The organism is Eisenbergiella porci (assembly GCF_009696275.1).
Taxonomy (GTDB): Bacteria; Bacillota; Clostridia; order Lachnospirales; family Lachnospiraceae; genus Eisenbergiella; species Eisenbergiella porci.
On record NZ_VUMI01000038.1, the window covers coordinates 1 to 15,540 of the forward strand.

The 15,540-nt window shown below is 52.7% G+C and carries 20 protein-coding genes; all 20 read right to left on the reverse strand.

Translation table 11 applies throughout. The features are described 5' to 3' along the window. Positions 1–418: 418 nt before the first annotated feature. Entirely contained in the window at positions 419–931 is a 513-nt protein-coding gene (locus FYJ45_RS19665) for a hypothetical protein (protein WP_154466849.1), read from the reverse strand. A gap of 15 nt (positions 932–946) precedes the next feature. Beyond that, the gene (locus tag FYJ45_RS19670; RefSeq protein WP_154466851.1) at positions 947–1,789 is read right to left on the reverse strand and encodes an endolysin-like domain-containing protein; all 843 of its coding nucleotides are present in this window, start codon (positions 1,787–1,789) and stop codon (positions 947–949) included. 10 nt (positions 1,790–1,799) lie between these two features. Next, positions 1,800–2,093 carry a hypothetical protein gene (locus FYJ45_RS19675; protein ID WP_195841900.1) on the reverse strand — a complete coding sequence of 98 codons (294 nt, stop codon included), beginning with the start codon at positions 2,091–2,093 and terminating at the stop codon, positions 1,800–1,802. Then, positions 2,090–2,431 carry a hypothetical protein gene (locus FYJ45_RS19680; protein WP_154466853.1) on the reverse strand — a complete coding sequence of 114 codons (342 nt, stop codon included), beginning with the start codon at positions 2,429–2,431 and terminating at the stop codon, positions 2,090–2,092. Before FYJ45_RS19680 ends, FYJ45_RS19675 begins: the two co-directional genes overlap by 4 nt. Before the next feature lie 259 nt (positions 2,432–2,690). Continuing rightward, entirely contained in the window at positions 2,691–2,849 is a 159-nt protein-coding gene (locus tag FYJ45_RS19685) for an XkdX family protein (protein ID WP_154466855.1), read from the reverse strand. 1 nt (position 2,850) lies between these two features. Continuing rightward, the gene (locus FYJ45_RS19690) at positions 2,851–3,192 is read right to left on the reverse strand and encodes a hypothetical protein (RefSeq protein ID WP_154466857.1); all 342 of its coding nucleotides are present in this window, start codon (positions 3,190–3,192) and stop codon (positions 2,851–2,853) included. After that, positions 3,098–4,189, reverse strand: coding sequence for an RNA-directed DNA polymerase (locus FYJ45_RS19695; protein ID WP_154466859.1), 1,092 nt, complete (start codon positions 4,187–4,189; stop codon positions 3,098–3,100). The genes FYJ45_RS19690 and FYJ45_RS19695 overlap by 95 nt, the downstream gene beginning before the upstream one ends. Positions 4,190–4,677: 488 nt before the next feature. Continuing rightward, positions 4,678–6,288, reverse strand: a complete 1,611-nt coding sequence (locus FYJ45_RS19700) for a hypothetical protein (RefSeq protein ID WP_154466861.1) — start codon at positions 6,286–6,288, stop codon at positions 4,678–4,680. Then, positions 6,285–6,863, reverse strand: a complete 579-nt coding sequence (locus tag FYJ45_RS19705) for a phage tail-collar fiber domain-containing protein (RefSeq protein WP_154466863.1) — start codon at positions 6,861–6,863, stop codon at positions 6,285–6,287. The genes FYJ45_RS19700 and FYJ45_RS19705 overlap by 4 nt, the downstream gene beginning before the upstream one ends. Before the next feature lies 1 nt (position 6,864). After that, a complete protein-coding gene (locus FYJ45_RS19710; RefSeq protein WP_154466865.1) occupies positions 6,865–7,512 on the reverse strand; it encodes a phage tail protein I in 648 nt (215 codons plus the stop codon). 11 nt (positions 7,513–7,523) lie between these two features. Continuing rightward, positions 7,524–8,651, reverse strand: a complete 1,128-nt coding sequence (locus FYJ45_RS19715) for a baseplate J/gp47 family protein (protein WP_154466867.1) — start codon at positions 8,649–8,651, stop codon at positions 7,524–7,526. Next, complete coding sequence (locus FYJ45_RS19720) at positions 8,648–8,938, reverse strand: GPW/gp25 family protein (RefSeq protein ID WP_154466869.1); 291 nt, start codon at positions 8,936–8,938, stop codon at positions 8,648–8,650. The genes FYJ45_RS19715 and FYJ45_RS19720 overlap by 4 nt, the downstream gene beginning before the upstream one ends. A 15-nt stretch (positions 8,939–8,953) precedes the next feature. Beyond that, positions 8,954–9,391 carry a hypothetical protein gene (locus tag FYJ45_RS19725; RefSeq protein WP_154466871.1) on the reverse strand — a complete coding sequence of 146 codons (438 nt, stop codon included), beginning with the start codon at positions 9,389–9,391 and terminating at the stop codon, positions 8,954–8,956. Between the two features lie 12 nt (positions 9,392–9,403). After that, a complete protein-coding gene (locus FYJ45_RS19730; RefSeq protein ID WP_154466873.1) occupies positions 9,404–9,610 on the reverse strand; it encodes a hypothetical protein in 207 nt (68 codons plus the stop codon). Further along, positions 9,611–10,540 (reverse strand): hypothetical protein, encoded by a 930-nt coding sequence (locus FYJ45_RS19735; RefSeq protein ID WP_154466875.1) that lies wholly within the window; start codon positions 10,538–10,540, stop codon positions 9,611–9,613. 4 nt (positions 10,541–10,544) lie between these two features. Beyond that, positions 10,545–10,760 carry a tail protein X gene (locus FYJ45_RS19740; RefSeq protein WP_154466877.1) on the reverse strand — a complete coding sequence of 72 codons (216 nt, stop codon included), beginning with the start codon at positions 10,758–10,760 and terminating at the stop codon, positions 10,545–10,547. After that, entirely contained in the window at positions 10,750–12,936 is a 2,187-nt protein-coding gene (locus FYJ45_RS19745) for a phage tail tape measure protein (protein ID WP_154466879.1), read from the reverse strand. Before FYJ45_RS19745 ends, FYJ45_RS19740 begins: the two co-directional genes overlap by 11 nt. 164 nt (positions 12,937–13,100) lie before the next feature. Next, positions 13,101–13,478 carry a hypothetical protein gene (locus FYJ45_RS19750; protein WP_154466881.1) on the reverse strand — a complete coding sequence of 126 codons (378 nt, stop codon included), beginning with the start codon at positions 13,476–13,478 and terminating at the stop codon, positions 13,101–13,103. Between the two features lie 66 nt (positions 13,479–13,544). Next, the gene (locus FYJ45_RS19755; protein WP_154466883.1) at positions 13,545–14,042 is read right to left on the reverse strand and encodes a phage major tail tube protein; all 498 of its coding nucleotides are present in this window, start codon (positions 14,040–14,042) and stop codon (positions 13,545–13,547) included. 3 nt (positions 14,043–14,045) lie between these two features. After that, complete coding sequence (locus FYJ45_RS19760) at positions 14,046–15,530, reverse strand: phage tail sheath protein (protein ID WP_154466885.1); 1,485 nt, start codon at positions 15,528–15,530, stop codon at positions 14,046–14,048. Positions 15,531–15,540 lie beyond the last annotated feature (10 nt).

Sequence of the window (15,540 nt, forward strand, 5' to 3'; positions counted from 1 at the left end):
CGCTAATATTAGCGCATTGTCAATCATCAACAGAATAATACTAAAAATACGAAATAAATAAGTTTAAAAACTGAATAACTCGTGTTGCATTTCGTGTTGCATAGTATGGTATTATAATATAATTAAGCAGATTAAAATGCGAAAAACTGTATTATAATACAATGCATAATCCCGCATTTACGCCATTCCCCGTAAATACGGGATGAGTTTCTTCCTATTAAAATGGGTTCGACTCCCGTCTACTCCACTAAATGAGTCTTATCCGAACACGGTCGGACCGCTTATATATAGCGGGTTCGTGGCTTTTGCGTTTCGGTTGACTCTAGCAGAAAAAACACAATAAAAAAGGCCCGGGGATCTCTCCCCGGGTTCTTTTTGTGCACTTTTACTATGTGAAAATGTGGATAACTTGCCGCCGTTATTCCTGATCGGGTGGCTGCGCCTCAGCGGCGAGCTGCTGGATCGCTGTCGTGGCAACCGTAGCGGCCACGCTGGCGGCTTTTACTGCAGTGTCCGCATCTTTCTCCGTCTCGGGCTTTTTCGGCTCTGTCTTGAGGTTTCTGCACGTCTCCTCGATCTTTGTCTCCAGATACTTCGAGAGGTCTCCGTATATTTCAATGATCGCGTCCTTGACGTCAGTCGTGAGCATTTGCTCGGCAGCAGTCACCGCCTTGTTAAAGGCTGCGACCTGGGCCTCTTTGTCGAATTTCCCGGCAGCTTTGAGGCTGTCGACGTATGTCTGGTTGACATACGCCACGGCCTGAGTGATGGCGCTGTTGGCCATTCCGATCAGAGCCGCAAGATCCTCGCGGCCAGCTTCCAGAGCTTTGGCCTCGAGATACTCAGCCGCCTTATTGAGTAAGTTAAGCGCAAAGATCACGGCAATCACGACCGCGATCCCGATCAATATGTTTCCGATGTTCTGCATCATAGTTCTGGTACCTCCTTATGCTTTTTTGAGGTATTTGCTGCTGCAGAAGCCGGTGTACTTTTTGCCGTTCACCGTTGCGACAACATAATACCACTTGACGCCGTTTGTCACATTGTAATAACCGTAGCACTGTACCGATGTACCGGCCGGCATTACTACCATAGACGCGTACTTTGTAGAGTCTGCGCCATATCTCAAATTGAGCTCGGTTGTAGTCTTATACTTTCCGGCTATGCTCTTGTCGAGCTTTTCGGCGCTCTGGAGCTTTGTGCTCAGTTTTGAGCCACTGTCGGAAACTGGCGCCGCTGTCTCTGTCGTTGTGATACCGGCTTTTTTGAGCATGTCGGCGCACTTTGCGCCGTTATCCAGGGCGGCCATTGTATGAGACGAAGCCTTCACGTAGATTGCACCGCGTACACAATACGCCGCGCTCGCAAGCATCGTCGTATCTGTTACGATTTTGTAGCCCAGGGCCTTGAGCGCCGACTTCATCGTTGAAGTAGTCCAGCCGTTGCTTCCGTATGTCGCGCCGGATCCCGATGCCACCGCTGCCACGTTCTGGAGGCTGCTGCAGTCGCAATTACACTTTCCAACCTTCGAGAGATCGTAGCCTACGGCTTTGGCCAGTGTGTTCAATGTGTTTCGATCACTCTGGCCGTACCCGATGTTGTCGTTTTTGCAAGCTGCCTCGATTGCTTTGGCGTGTTTTTCTCGGACGGTTGCGTTCGGGTGGATAGCAGCGAAGTCCCACGGCTTGCTATAAAATTCGCGGATACATACTTCGCGGCCAGTACCGTCGCCTTTTGTTCCGTTGATCGTGCCTTTTTCGGATATACTTGCGTGTCCTATTCTTGCCATATCGCACCTCCTATTCCTCCGGATCTGAGTCCGGAACTGTCTGGTCCTGATCTCCAGGGCCGTCGCTTGTTTTTAGTCCGAGCTTCTTGCGCTCGATGTCGAGCTTGATCATATTCTCAGCTTTGGCCTTCCAGAAGTAGAAGCCGGTCGCTGCGGATAGCTCGGCAAAAATACCCGGGATGATGTACGCGAGGGCGCTGGTGTCCCCGGCGTGCCACATTAGAACGAAGGCAGCGACGACGATCGCCGCCGTTGCCACCGCTACCGTTGCGAGGATCCGCTTTGAAAATTCAATTTTTTTCATGCTGTACCTCCTCGTCGTTCAATGCCATGTTCTCGAGTCAGATGCTCGTCGATGCGGTTGTGGGCCGACTTCGCCGACTCATGTGCGCGACTTGCTTCGCTCGAGATCTCTGACATTTGCCGGCTGATCTCGTCGATCCGGCCCTCGAGACGCTGCGTGTCTCTGTCTAGCTTGGACTCTATGCGTCCGACGCTTTCTTTGACATACTTGAGATCGGTCTCCAGGGCTCCGGCAGCTTTTCCGTCGTTCTTGCTTGCTGTCTGTCTGCCGATGTAGAACGTGGCCACGGATAGCAGCAAGCCGACGATCGTGATGGTGATGCTGAGGTCTGTGCTCATAGCGTGCCTCCTTTCTCAAAAATAAAGCGACCAGGACGATCCTGATCGCTTATTCTTGCTGTGTCATTCCTCGATTGTGCTGCGGATGTTCGCTGCCAGGTTGATCTTGGCGACCGCCGGCAGCGCTTCGGCTTCCTCGACGTTATGTGCTGCATGAGTAGGCCGTAAAGGTCATTGATCACGTCTGCCTGGATCTGGATGATCCGGTTCTGTTTTTCTATAATTTCCGCCGTGTTTTTCAACATCCGAAGTACCTCCGTTATTCCGCATACTCCTCGCCGGTGATTTCTTTGTATTCCTCGGGAGTGAGCTGGCCGGCGCGTACAAAAGTTTTTACGTCGTCCTTGGAATAATATTTCGGGTAGTACCTTTTCACGGTATTGAAAAGCCTTGATTTTGTCGTGGTTGTTTCTGCCATGTTAATTTACCTCCATTTGACTCATTTGGTTTAATAATATGTTTGCAAGTGTCTCGTCCTGGGCGCTCTGGGTTGCCATGATGCTCATTTGGTTCAGTAGGGCGTCGGCGTTCTCCTCCTCTTGCATCTCAAACCGTTCCAGTATAATCAGCATTTCTGGTGACTCCATGAGTTCCAGGTATTTTTCGTATTCTGCGAGGCTCATCTGGCGCTCCTCGTAGCTCCACGCATCGTTGCCTTCTTTGTCCTTAATTTTGGTCGCGTTCCTCCTGAGGTACACGGTTGTTTTCCCGACCTCGACCGCTTTCGGCTCTGTGTAGCCGATCACTGTTTTCCATTTCATGCTTTTCGTTCTCCTTTCTCGCATGTTTTGAAACCATGCGCTTGAGTTGCTTTACGTTCACCTTTGGTTTTATTCTTTCGGCATAAACGCCGTACATGTCGGCATGCTCGAACCATCCCAGGTGGGAAAGCATTTGCTGGCCATCGTAAAAGGTTTTTCGCTCTTTCTTTGCGATTTTGTTCGCCTTTCTCGTAGTTTTCAACATGTGGCTTTCTCGCAATATGGTCCGGTTGCCATAAAATAGATAGCCGCACACATCGAGAGGTTTGCCGTGTTTCTTGCCGTGCCGATCCTCCCACTCGATCGGAAAAACCTGGTGGCTGTGGTTGATCTCCATGTTGTATTCGCGGCGCATGTAATCAATGACATCGCGCTCGACTTTGTGCAGCTTCTTTTTGTTTGGCCCGAATATCACAAGGTCGTCCATGTGCCTGAGATAATGAGCAACGCCGTCCTGTTCTGTCAGCCAGTGGTCGAACGGCGTGAAAAGGAAGTGAATGTGCCATACGCTTGTTGGCGATCCTGGAGCCAGTCCCAGAGGGCTGGCCCGGATCACCTTATCGTTCTCAATATTAAAATCTGCGTCTTTGACTTTCTCATGCCACCGGCGTATCAGGATGTCTTGATCGACTGACGGATAGCAGTGGTGCACGTCCATTTGTAGGCAATACCTCGTGCCCTTCGGATCGTTTCGGATCCATTTGCTGATCACCTGAGCCGACTGCAGAGGTCCGCGCTTTTCCAGCGAGCCGTGTGCGTATTCGTAAAGACTATGCAAAACAATCGGGCGGATCTGCGAGATCAGGACGTGCTGGATCATTTGGTCGTATTTGAACCGAGGTTTTGCAATTTCCCTCCGTTTCCGCTTGATGCCTTCCCGGATGGTGTGGAGCTCATACGTCTCGAAGCCGGTGTCGTGCCTGAGCATCATGTCCCGAACGATCTCCGCCTCTTTGTCGATGTTTTCGACAACTTTCCTGACGCACGCTTTTTTCATTTTCCCGTTTTTAGCCGCCTCGGTTATGCAATTTTTAATATTTCCCAGCTCTATGGCTGGAGCGTAAAGGTTTTTATATGTTATCACGTTATCGTGTAGCTTTTTGCTTATCGCCTAAAGAGCTTTCGCGGATTGCTACCGGCCCCTTCCCTTGTCACCGCTTGCGCGGCCGGCTTAATTTTCCCTCGATCCGGTTGTCCGGTAGACGTGTTGCAACGCCCTGTGGGGTAGGTGTCGATCACGAGCATTTGGTTAATAGCCCCATGAATTGATAAGCATGCGAAGGCCCGATGTTCCAATTCGAGTTCGAAAACGGATTGTTGACGTTGAAAGCAGCCCCAACATGAAGCCCGTTGTTGCAATTCGCGCCCCAGATCAGGAAACGGCCCAAAGATCGCTCGTGAAAGCCCCTAAGCGTATCGCTGCACATTCCTCCTATCTGTTTTGTTTTAAGTATTACGGGGGCGATCCCCCGGTCCCCCCGACGGCTACGCCGCTTTCGGGTATTTATAAGCAAGCGAAGGCCCGAGGGCCCAAGCCGAGTGCGAAAACGGAGCGTCGACGTGGAAAGCAGCCCCAACACGAAGCCCGTTGTTGCAATCCGCGCCCCAGAGCAGGAAATTAAGCTGCGTCGTATTCCACCAACATCCGTCCGGCTGATATGTGGTTTCTGATCCGCTTGCAACGATCGGGAACTCACCGAACTCGGTCATTTTTGTTTTGGAAATATATCCGCCGCTTGTGCCAGTGATGGTGATGCCGGTGTCTGTGTAGCCAGATCCGTCCGTGTTGTATGGAGGGTATGCTTTTGTGAGTATGTGGCCGGCCGTATTATATACAACGCCGTACTTCCTATCCCAGCGATCGCCGTAGTAATTCTCCAGCCATAGGAACTTCACGGACGCGTTCCCATTCGTGCCGTAGAACATACCCTTGTTTTTGAGCTGGCCGGTCTGGAGTAGTGAGCTAGCCGCTGAGCCCCCGTCATAATGGCCGCGGCCAAAGGTTGCCTGGAGATCCGACGATTTCCCCAGCAAGAACAAAAGATGGGTTACCATTTGCGCGTTCATCCAGTCGTCGAACTGCCAGCCGGATCCGTTTGCTTCGATCTGAGTCTTTTCAGTTGCTCCGGTTTGCGTATTCATCGGCGTCTGGCCGGCGAGAGATCTAACCTTGCCGCTTACGCTGGAGCCCTCGAACATAGGAAGGTAGATCGCATCCAGTTCCTCGCCGTTATACATGTGAGCGTAGCATTTGAAGTCGGTGTCGATCTGGACGTTTGAAACTCTCACATGTTGGCCGGTTGCATCTTGCCAGCGTTTGAAGTACATTTTCGGGAACTCGACCATGGCATTTCCGCCGTATGCCGTGTTGCTGATGTCGGACGCTGTTGAACCGTCCAGTTTGAAGCTCTGGTCGTCGTGGTTGAGCTCATAGTCCACGGTTCCGTCATATTTCAGCATAACCGGACGGATCGAGCGCATAAAAAACGTGTTGGCCCACCGACCGAGATCAAACGCGCCGCTCGATTGGTTCACCGTCATCGGATCCCACTCGGCATTGTCTACGTCGGAGGGATATGAGATACGCGTCGCCGGGTTGCTGTCGTCCTGGTCAATATCAAAGCCATAAAGCTCGTATTGTTTAGGGGTTGCCTCGGCTTTATTTTGTGGGTTTCGATTGTAGACGCCTTGATCTGAATATGGGAACGCTGCGTAGTAGTAGGTTGTGCCATTGGCGAGCCCGGCGTCCTCGTATGGTACTTCTTTGTACTGCCCGAAGTTCTCGCGCTTAATATCAATAACCAGGCTGCCATCCTTTTCGGTTTCTGGGTACCCAGTTTCGCTTCGCATGATTTTCACGCCAGCAATAGTGCTGAGTACCTGGCTGTCGATGATCGTGTCTCCAGGTTCCTCGATGTATAACTTCGCGGACCCATCCCCGGCGAAGGCGGAGAACTTGATCATATTAGACGGAGCGATGCCGCCAGATCCGCCTTGTGCAATTTCTTGAACGGATGCGCTGATATTGTCGACCTTAGCCTTTACGGCGTCGAGTGTCGGTTTGTCTGCAATATAGATTTTGTTTTCCGGTGTCATGCCTCATTTACCTCCTGAATATAGATTAGCCCATTATTTACTCCCAGCCGGTACACGATTTGGGTTGTATCGTCTGTAATTTTGTTCGCATCTTCCGCGAGCATTAGGGCGCCAGTTCCAGCCACGATTGTTACATCGGCGCTGTTTGACACTGTTGCATAATACTCCTGGGTGATTGTTGAAGGCGTGAGCCCATTGTACGGTGGCAAGTAGTCGGCCACGATTGCGATTGCGATGGAATAGAGGATCGGATCGCTGTCCTCGTCCAGTTCGTTTTTCGCATAGATCCCGACCTCTCGAACATAGTACCCGGTGGTGAGGTCGATGTTCGTGATTACTCCAGTGAGGAGCACGCTGGTTTCTGTCGCCATCTCTTTTTTAGAAAATCCAAAGGTCTGTTTTTGGTTCTTGAGGCTCGTGCGTTGTTGGAGGCTTTCTCGTCTCTTTTCCTCCTCGGTGTACTCGCCATTTCCAGTAACCATGGCCGTGAATTGCATCTTTGCAACCCCGGCCTGACATTGTGCGAGAAGTGCGGCGCCTTCGTTGGTCATAACTGCGCTGTTAAAGTCTGCCATGTTATCCCTCCTTTATTGTGTTTTTTGTATATTGGTTGCCGTTCCCGGCACCTGACGCGATAGTTGCGGACACTGTTCGGACTTGTGAAAAGTCGTCCGTGATCACATTGGTTGTCCATTGTCTGGTAGCGCATCCGGCAAAAAGCGGCTGCGTGATCATTCTTTCGATTTCTATGGCCTCCACATGAGAGCGTGTGCTTTTTACGCGCTCGATCATGCTCAAAAAAGTCGCCATGCCATCCTCTGTCAGTGTTGCGTTGGTTCTTACTTTGAAGCAATACGGATCGCCGCCGTACTCAAACCACTCCATCACCTCGCCGACTCCGAAAGCAGCGGCCACAAGTTGTTCGACAGCCCATTTCGTGCCTCGCTTTTCTTTTACACTGTCCGAGACCTTCACGGTGGCCCTTTTTCTGTCGATTGGCCACGAGCTTTGCCACCAGTCAATGTCAAGCTCCCAGGCAAGCTCGTCGAGTTCCTCGTTTGTTAGCTCGTCGATTTTGTCCCAGGTGCGAAGCGACGAGATCCGGCCGGCCGGCTGACTGAAAAGAAGGTCGATTGCTTGGGCCAGCGCTTGGTTTGCATCGTCGTCACGCATCCATGCCGGGAGGAGTTTCAACATTTTGACGGCATCTAGTTTCATTCCCATAGGCCGCCTCCTTACTCGCTGTCTGTGATCGCGTGCGTTACTGTCAGATTTCCGGAGAACTTAGCCACTGTTGTTGAGTTCAGCTCCTTGAATGTCGGGCTTATCACCTCTACACGTACAGCGCCGACCGCGTCGTCGCTCCAGTTTGGAGCCAGGATCAGTTTGCGAAGGTAGTCCGGGTTTATGTCTCTGTTTAGCGCCGAGCCTTGCCAGTACACGTACTTGTCGATGGCTCCGCCGTCTCCTTCGATTGTTTCCACGCATGCGCTCTCGTCTGCCTCCGTGGTGTAGTATTTCAGCTCTATGTCGTAGGCTTCCACGCTCGGAGCCTGAACCTTCACCAGATCGGTGAGTGGCCGTATATCATCCGCGGAGCATTTTTCCAGGACTTTCGCAAGTATTGACTCGTCCGGGATCTCTCCGCCGTAGCAGATCGGCGTTATCAATACGACGCCAGGAGAAGGCGAGCCGACCGCTGCATCTGCGACGGTGCTGTCTGCTTCCATGGCCCAGTATTTGTATGCGTTAGGGGGACCGGCCACGCTCAGACTTGCGCCGGACGTTCGTATTCTGTCTCGATATGCGTCGTCCGTTTCCTCGTCAGATCCTCCGGATGTTGCTGCGGTGTTGCTTACGCTGTCAATGTATGGAACCGTATCGACTAGGACGTTGATCTGGCCGATTGTGATGCCGTTGGCAGAGCTTCCCCCGGTTTCTGCAGTGACCGGAACATCCACAAAAGTGTCGCCCGCTGCTAGAACGGCCGTTGTGTCTGTTGCAAAATAATTTGTATAGTCCGAAGTGACTCTGGTCCCCTTCGGTATGATGATATTTTCCGAGATTGCTGTATTCAGTGAAAACCGCTCGGTTGTTGTTGCCGATACTGCTGCCGATCTGGTCACGTTCTCGCGTTCTCCGAGAGCGTCCAGGACTTCGCCCCTGGCATACCTGAGCATCTTTTGGCGGCACGCATCATTCACGGCATTGAATAGGGCCACAACCAGCGGCACCATAGCTTCGCCGAATATGCGGCGTTCATCTCCTGGATATAGATCCTCGCCGCATTTGTTTTCCAGCGAACCGATCACGATCTCATAAATCTCGGAGGCGTTCGTTTCGATGAATTTCAGGTCGCTCATGTTTCTTCCTCCTCGTCGTTAAAATTTACCGATAGATCTGCAACAATGCCGAAGTCGCCAACTCCATCCGGATCGCCGGCCTCGATGCTGTTGATCTCAACCCTCGGCTCGTATGTTTCCAGCAGCCACTCGGCGTCGGCAGCCATTTCGTCGGCGCTTTCTGCGGCCGGAGAGTCTACCAGCTCGCCGTCGATGCCTTTCAGCCTCTCGTATGGAACCGAAAAACGTGGCGTCTGGAGAAGGTTGGCCGCGCATGTCTGAGGCTCGCCGTTTCCTTTTCCTAGCATGTGAGTCCCTCCTTGCTATTTTTTCTTTTTCTTTTTCTTATCCGCCTTGGATGCTCCCGATCTGCTTGACTTGTTGGACGGTTTGACGTTCTCCTCTGTGAACTCCAGAGAGATCTCGGCATACCGGAACCGGCCTTTGCCATCGTTTGTTACGCTTCCCAGGCTTACTTTTTGGAGCTGGAGGCGGTTGCTTTTCCATTTTTTTCCGTGGATGTATAGGTAATTGGTCTGCCCGATCAAGCCGCGCCAGGTGTAATACTCTTTTTGAGGATCCACGCCGGCGTTTGCGTGGCATGCGATCGAGAGTTTCACGCTCTCGAGCTCCAGGCTTTTCTTTTTACTTTTGGAGTCTTTGTCCTTTTTCTCGGCAGCAGTAGAGAAGCCCTCGAAACCTCTGATCTTCTTAGTGCTGATCGTGAAGGACTGATTGCCCCAGCGTCCCATTGTTGCCATGAGCTTCCTCCTTTACATTTTGGCCAGGATCACGCCCGTCCCATCTGCGAAGGATAGGAAGGCAACCTGGTCACCTTTTTTTATGTCCTCGTCCTGGAGGTATTTCGGTATCTTGTAGAACGTGCTCACGGCATCGATGTTGTCGATCGGCGCCACTCTGAGCATGTTCAGGTTTGCACCTTCTCCAACGGTGAGGACTGTGCCTTTGTTTGCGGTCATTTAATATCCCTCCAGTGGTTTCCTCAGGAATATCGTGCTCTGGTTTTTGTGGAACTCGTGCCTTACGTGATGCACGAACAATGTCCCGGTCCATCCCTTAGGCACTGAGGAGCCACCCAGGGTGCATGTAACTCCGGCCGGTATTTCCGGGGAGAGTGTGGTTGTCATTTTCAGGCCGGTGAGGCCCTTGTTTTTATGCCTGAGAAGCCCGGCCGCATAAATCATACACTCGGCGTTGCTGGATGCCTGGAGGTTCCCGGGTTTTTCCGTGAGCTTTCTGGCAGCCCCATTGTTTGCTGCGTACGCGCCTTTGAATTGGCCGACGCTTATCAATGCCGATCCGTATGCTTTGGCCGAATTATCAAAAAACTCGACAAAAGCGCCGTTTGTGTCTAGTTCCGCAACCGGATCCGCTGCCTCCAGTTCCTTTTCTTTGGCCATTATGATCCGGCCGTCGAATACGACCAGGGCAGCGCCCTCAAGTATTGCAAGTTTGGCCAGGAAGGCCGCGTCGCTTTCTACTTCTTGCTTGATATACTCGAAGTAGTTGTCGTCTACGCCTATTAGCTCGAAGCTCAGGCTGTTCCTTGCTGCAATTTCCCCACCGATCTGGCTCAGGTGAGCACGCTCCCAGGCTTTTGTCCTTGGGATCTCGCGCATGTCCGTCGGTGTGGTTGTTGCATATAGTACGTGGCCACCGCTTGTCAATTCCTGGTCGAATATAAACAAGCGGCCAGTGTTCAGGCCGTCGCGTTGATAGGTGATAACATCGTCGATCTGTGGCCTCCATGTCGTCCAGGCTTCGTCCTCAGGAAAGTGAAGCTCCAGGACATCGGAGCGCTCTGATCCGGTGTATAGGTCGGCCGCTGCCGCGATCGCTGTCACGTCTGCGGTGATGTCCTTACCGTTGTATGTTAATTTCTCAGCCACCGGATCACCTCCTCCATGGTGGCGTTGTTTCTATGCCGTCAACATCCTCCACGATGGGTATGATCAATTCGACGTCAGCGTCGAAAATAATCACGTCAGAGTAGTCTGGATTGGCTTCGATGATGGTCGTCGCCATCTTTTCCTCGTCGTAGAAGTTGAGGGCGATCATGTCAAACGTGTCGCCCTCTTTGGTTGTGTATTTGTAATACTTAGTAGCCATAAGCGGTCTGCTCCTTTCTTCTGATCCAGGTCTCGAGCCAGTCAAAGAACTCCTGGCCAGCCTCTCGGAGCTGCGCCATGATGTCCGGTCCGTCTCCGGTTGTGTTGACGGTCGGGTTGTAGCTCATACCTGAGAAGTCGTAGACGACGGTGTTGTTCTCGCTTGCAAGTTCGGAGAGCGAGAAGTCGTCCAGCGTTAGGAGTTGGCCAGCCAGCGAGCTCGTTGTCGTGTTCTGGTTTTGTCCCAGGACTCCGAGCATCTTGCCGGCTTCCATCCAGTAGCCGATATTGGCCGATCTGTATGCCTGGTCGAAGCTGATCACGGCCTCGGTGCCGGCCTCGCCGGCGATTGATACGCCGTCCGTGAAGCCTCCAGTTGCCAGCATTGGTATCGTCGGTATGCTAAACCCGAAGTGCTTGCCTCCTAGACCTGGCACCCAGTCCGGGACGTCGATGCTGATCGAATTGATCGCGCCGATCGCTTTATTCACCAGGCCGATGATCGCATTGATTGGCGTCTTTACGATGCCGACCAGTCCGGAGAAGGCGGCCTCGAATACAGAGGCGATAGTGCCGACCACGGAGATCACGCCCTCGATCACCGGCATGAGCCCCTGGATTGCAACCGTCAGAACGGTCGATATGATAGAGGCAACGGTGGTAATTATAGGCATGAGCGTCTGGATCAGTGAGATCACCGGCGGCAAGAGCGTCGAGATCAGTTGTCCGGCTGCCGCGAGCACGGGGCTCAGGGCTGTGAAAAGCTGCGTCACGATAGGAGCCAGGGCTGTCAATAATTCCTGGATCACGGGCAGCAGCGCGGTCACGATTTGAACGACCGGCGGGATGATCTGCTGGATAATATCCACCAGGATCGGGAGTACGGTCTCGATCAGTACCTGAATTATTGGCATGAGCGCGCTCACGATGGAGATCGCTGCCGGGATCAGGCTGGTCACAATTTCCACGATCGGCGGGATCACGCTGCTGGCGAGTACGCCGGCCATGCTTACGATCGGCGGGATCAGTTGCGTGAGAAGTGGGGCGATCTGAGGTACCAGATCTTGCACGATCGGGATGATTGCCTGGGCTAGTTGCCCCAGGATTGGCATGAGCTGAGTCATGGCGTCCGCTGCGATTGGCATGAGCTCATTGAGCGAGTCGAACAAAGTGCTCGCAAGTGGCTCAAACGCGACTTGAGCTTGCTGCTTGAATAGCTGCAATTTTTCCGCGAAGTCATACGTGTCGCCGGCGCATCCGTTTATTGTTTCGCTTGAGCCTTCCAGCTCTGCAGTCAGATCTGCGACCGATAGGGTGCCGTCTCGTATAGCTGCTGCCATTGATGACGCTGCTTTCGATCCGAAGATCTCCGACGCGATTGTGGTCGCCTCTGTCATGCTTCCGGCGTTCTTGATCTGTTCGGAATATTTGGCCAGGCCTTCGCTTGCGCTCAGTCCTTCTTTTGCCAGAACTCCGACCGACTTTTTCAATGCACTCATAACCTCGTCGGCATTTACGCCAGCCTTGTCGAGCTGGCCCAGGAGCGCGGTGGTCTCCTCGAATGAGTAGCCCATTTCTTGCATCTGTGGCGCGAACTTCTGGACGTCTGCCATCAAGTCAGCGAAGCTGACGCCGGTGGACTGGGAAGCCTTGAAAACGTAGTCCATTTTGTTCCCCATTTCGTCCGCGTCGATGTTCCACGCCTGGAAGGCCTGGGACGACTCCTCGATAACGCTGCCGAGATCCTCGCCGAGCATGTCAGCGACCTGGATCGCCTGGGTAGATATACCCTGGAGGGCCGGGCCAGTTAGGCCGAGCCTTGTGTTATAGTCTGCGATCGCCTGGCTCGCGTCCTCCATGGTGGTCGGTACTGCAGAGTACACGGCCTGGAAGTCGTCCTCGAGGGCTTCGAGAGCCTCGCCCGTTGCTCCGGTTCCGATCCTGATCGAGTCGTATGCCTTGTCAAACTCGCCGCCGAGCTCTGTGAGAGCTTTGCCGGCCTCAAATACCGCCTTCGTAGTTGCGATTGCGATGCCTCCAGCGGCCGCACCGACGGCCAGGGCTTTGACATTGATGCCGTCGAGCTTATCAACGACGCCACCTATACTTTTTTCGAGTGTAGGACTCAGAGTTCCGGCAATTTCAACGATCGCCTGGAGTGTGTTGCTCTTTGCCACGGTGCCACCTCCTTCCGGTTAAAAATATCTATTATGGCGGCCTTTTCCTTTGCCGCGCATTTGGTTTCGTTTTTGCTGTATTCTCTTATTTTCAGCAGCCAGATCCTCGGCTGCCTCTGCGTATTGGATCAGAAAATCCGTCAGGCGTTTCTGGCTGATCTCTGTTACGCTTGTGTGGTAGACTCTGGCGAAGTCTCTGATTGCTCGTCGGAGGTCTCGCCCTCTGATCCTTCCGACTTCATAATAAAATTTCGCCCGATCACACTTATCTCGATGACGTCACGGCCTTTTACTCGCTCAACATCCTCGAATGTGTAGCCTTCATTGACTGCCAGGATGGCAGCGAAGCCGAGGTATAAGTGGAACGGGTAGTCGAGCTCCATCGCTCCGGATCTGTTGCCGTTTGCATGTCCGGCTTTTGCCTTTCTGGTCTCCGCCTCAGCATAAAGCTCCGGCGTGATCTCGTTGGTGTCGTATTTGAGTTGTTTGACGTTCTTGCCGTCGATCTTGATCGGGTTTACAAGTGTTAATTTTCCTTGCATGTGGGTTCCTCCTTAATAAATCAGGCCCAGGAGATCCCGGGCCCGTGTTTGCTTGGTTGTGTTGTATTAGAGCAGCTTTTTCACGTCTGCCATGTAGTCCACGCCGTTGATCTTGAGGATCTGGTTGAGCCTATCAACCAGCAGCACCTCGGATCCGTCCACGTAGAGCTGATAGCGGAGCACTGTGTATGTGCCGCCGAGCTCTGTGGCGCTTCCTACTTCGACGCTGATGCCAGGGATCTCCTGAGGGACTACGTTGAGGAAAGCCTTGCATCCGACGTGTGAAACGTCACCGGATGCGTTGACCTTATCCTGAACCCATCGGAACTCGACGGCCATCTTCTTGAGTTTATTCATGGAGCCGTAGCCCTTATCAACGCCGATCTTTGTGATCGTCATCGTCATGTCGTCAAGAAGCCCAGCGATCGGGAGCGATAAAGTTCCCATAGCCTGGAGATCTGCTGTCTGGAGCGCAAGAGACGGAAGCTCAAAAGAGACGTCCTCCGCTGCCTTTGTTTTGTCGACGTACATGCTGTCAGCAAGTACCGCGGTGTGTTTATCCATGTCTTACGCCTCCTCTCCAAAGAACGAGGAGAAGCCCTCGTCTGTATATGTTACCTTTGCTGTTGCCGACTTCATCGGTGGCGTAGGCGTTGCCATAATGTGGAACATAAAGTCGCCGTTGACCATATTGCTGGTAGGGTTTTCGCTCTCCAGGAAAATGATCTCCGGATCTCCGATAAGTGCACCGACGCCCTTGAGCGCGTCGAGCTCGCCTTGCTCACTGATCACGATGCTGTCGCGATCGTTTGGAGTCATAGGGGCGTCAATCTGCGTTCCGTTTCGCTTCTGGAAACCGTTGGTACAGTGCATGAGCATACGGATATTGTTATCGAAGATAGCAGCCGCATCCATCGAGCCGTTGTACTGGTACGCGGCCGTATGAGGTCCCCACAACTTGAAAGTTCCCTCCCAGTAGATCAGGGTAGTGATACCTTTTTCGTTGAGGTCGTTGGCCTCCATCTGGTCGAAGCCCTGATTTTTCGACTTGTCTCCAAAATATTGAGCTGTTGCCATGATGTCCTCGTTCGACGGGCTCTCGCATGGTACCGCATCATGTTCCATGTCTGTCGCCATCATTGTCGCCGTTGTGACTGTGCTGAGGTGGTAAACCTTGCCGGCGTTCTTGCTCATTGGCCAGCACACTTTCGAGATCTCTGATGTGTACCCGTTCTTTTCTTTCCAGTCAATCGCCTTCGCGATGGTGTCGATGTCCGTGCCGCTTTCCTCGAGAGGGATGTCGGCGTTTACAAAAGCGTCCCAGTGTCCGTTGATCTTCTGGGCTGCTGAGCATAATGCTCGATATACTTCCGGAATTTGTGACCATCCAGGCGCGGCCATGATGTTGGTGATCGCGTTATGTCTCAAATACATGAGAGCCACGGCAGCGATGCCGGAGTATTCTCCGCTCTGTGATTTCTGTCCGATGATGTCAGAAGTCTCAACCATTGAAGGATCGACCTCGTAGAATGTAACGGATATTTCCCCATCGAGAGGATTGGAGTCATTCAGGGACGAGATCGTCACCTTTCCGCTTGTGAAGTTGTAGTCCACGGCGTAGTCCACGCCCTCGACCTTTTCTGCAATCGCAAGAGTGTCGAGGATCACTGTGTCGCTCAGGAAGGACGCGCGGCCGTTGGAGAACGCGAGCGTCTCTTTTGTGGCCACTGCCTTTCTGTGAACGTCAGGATCCAGCACGTTGATCATGTAGATCGGGCCTACGTTCTGGACTGTGTTGTTGAAGTGATAGTCCATGACTTCGCATAATGTGAAGCCGTTTCCTGGCTCCCAGTTGTCGGAATATCCGACCTTTTGCTGGGCCTCGCCGATGTTTCTCAATCGAACGGGAACATTTACCAGGTCGGCGTCGTCGTAGCCTCTGATCAGGTTAATCGGAGCCGTTCCGAAGTAGACGGCAATTTCATCCACCTGGGCTGTGCTCTTGACCTGGGAAGCTGTGCGCTCGCCATAGGTTCCGTGCAAATATGCCATTGTTTGTGCC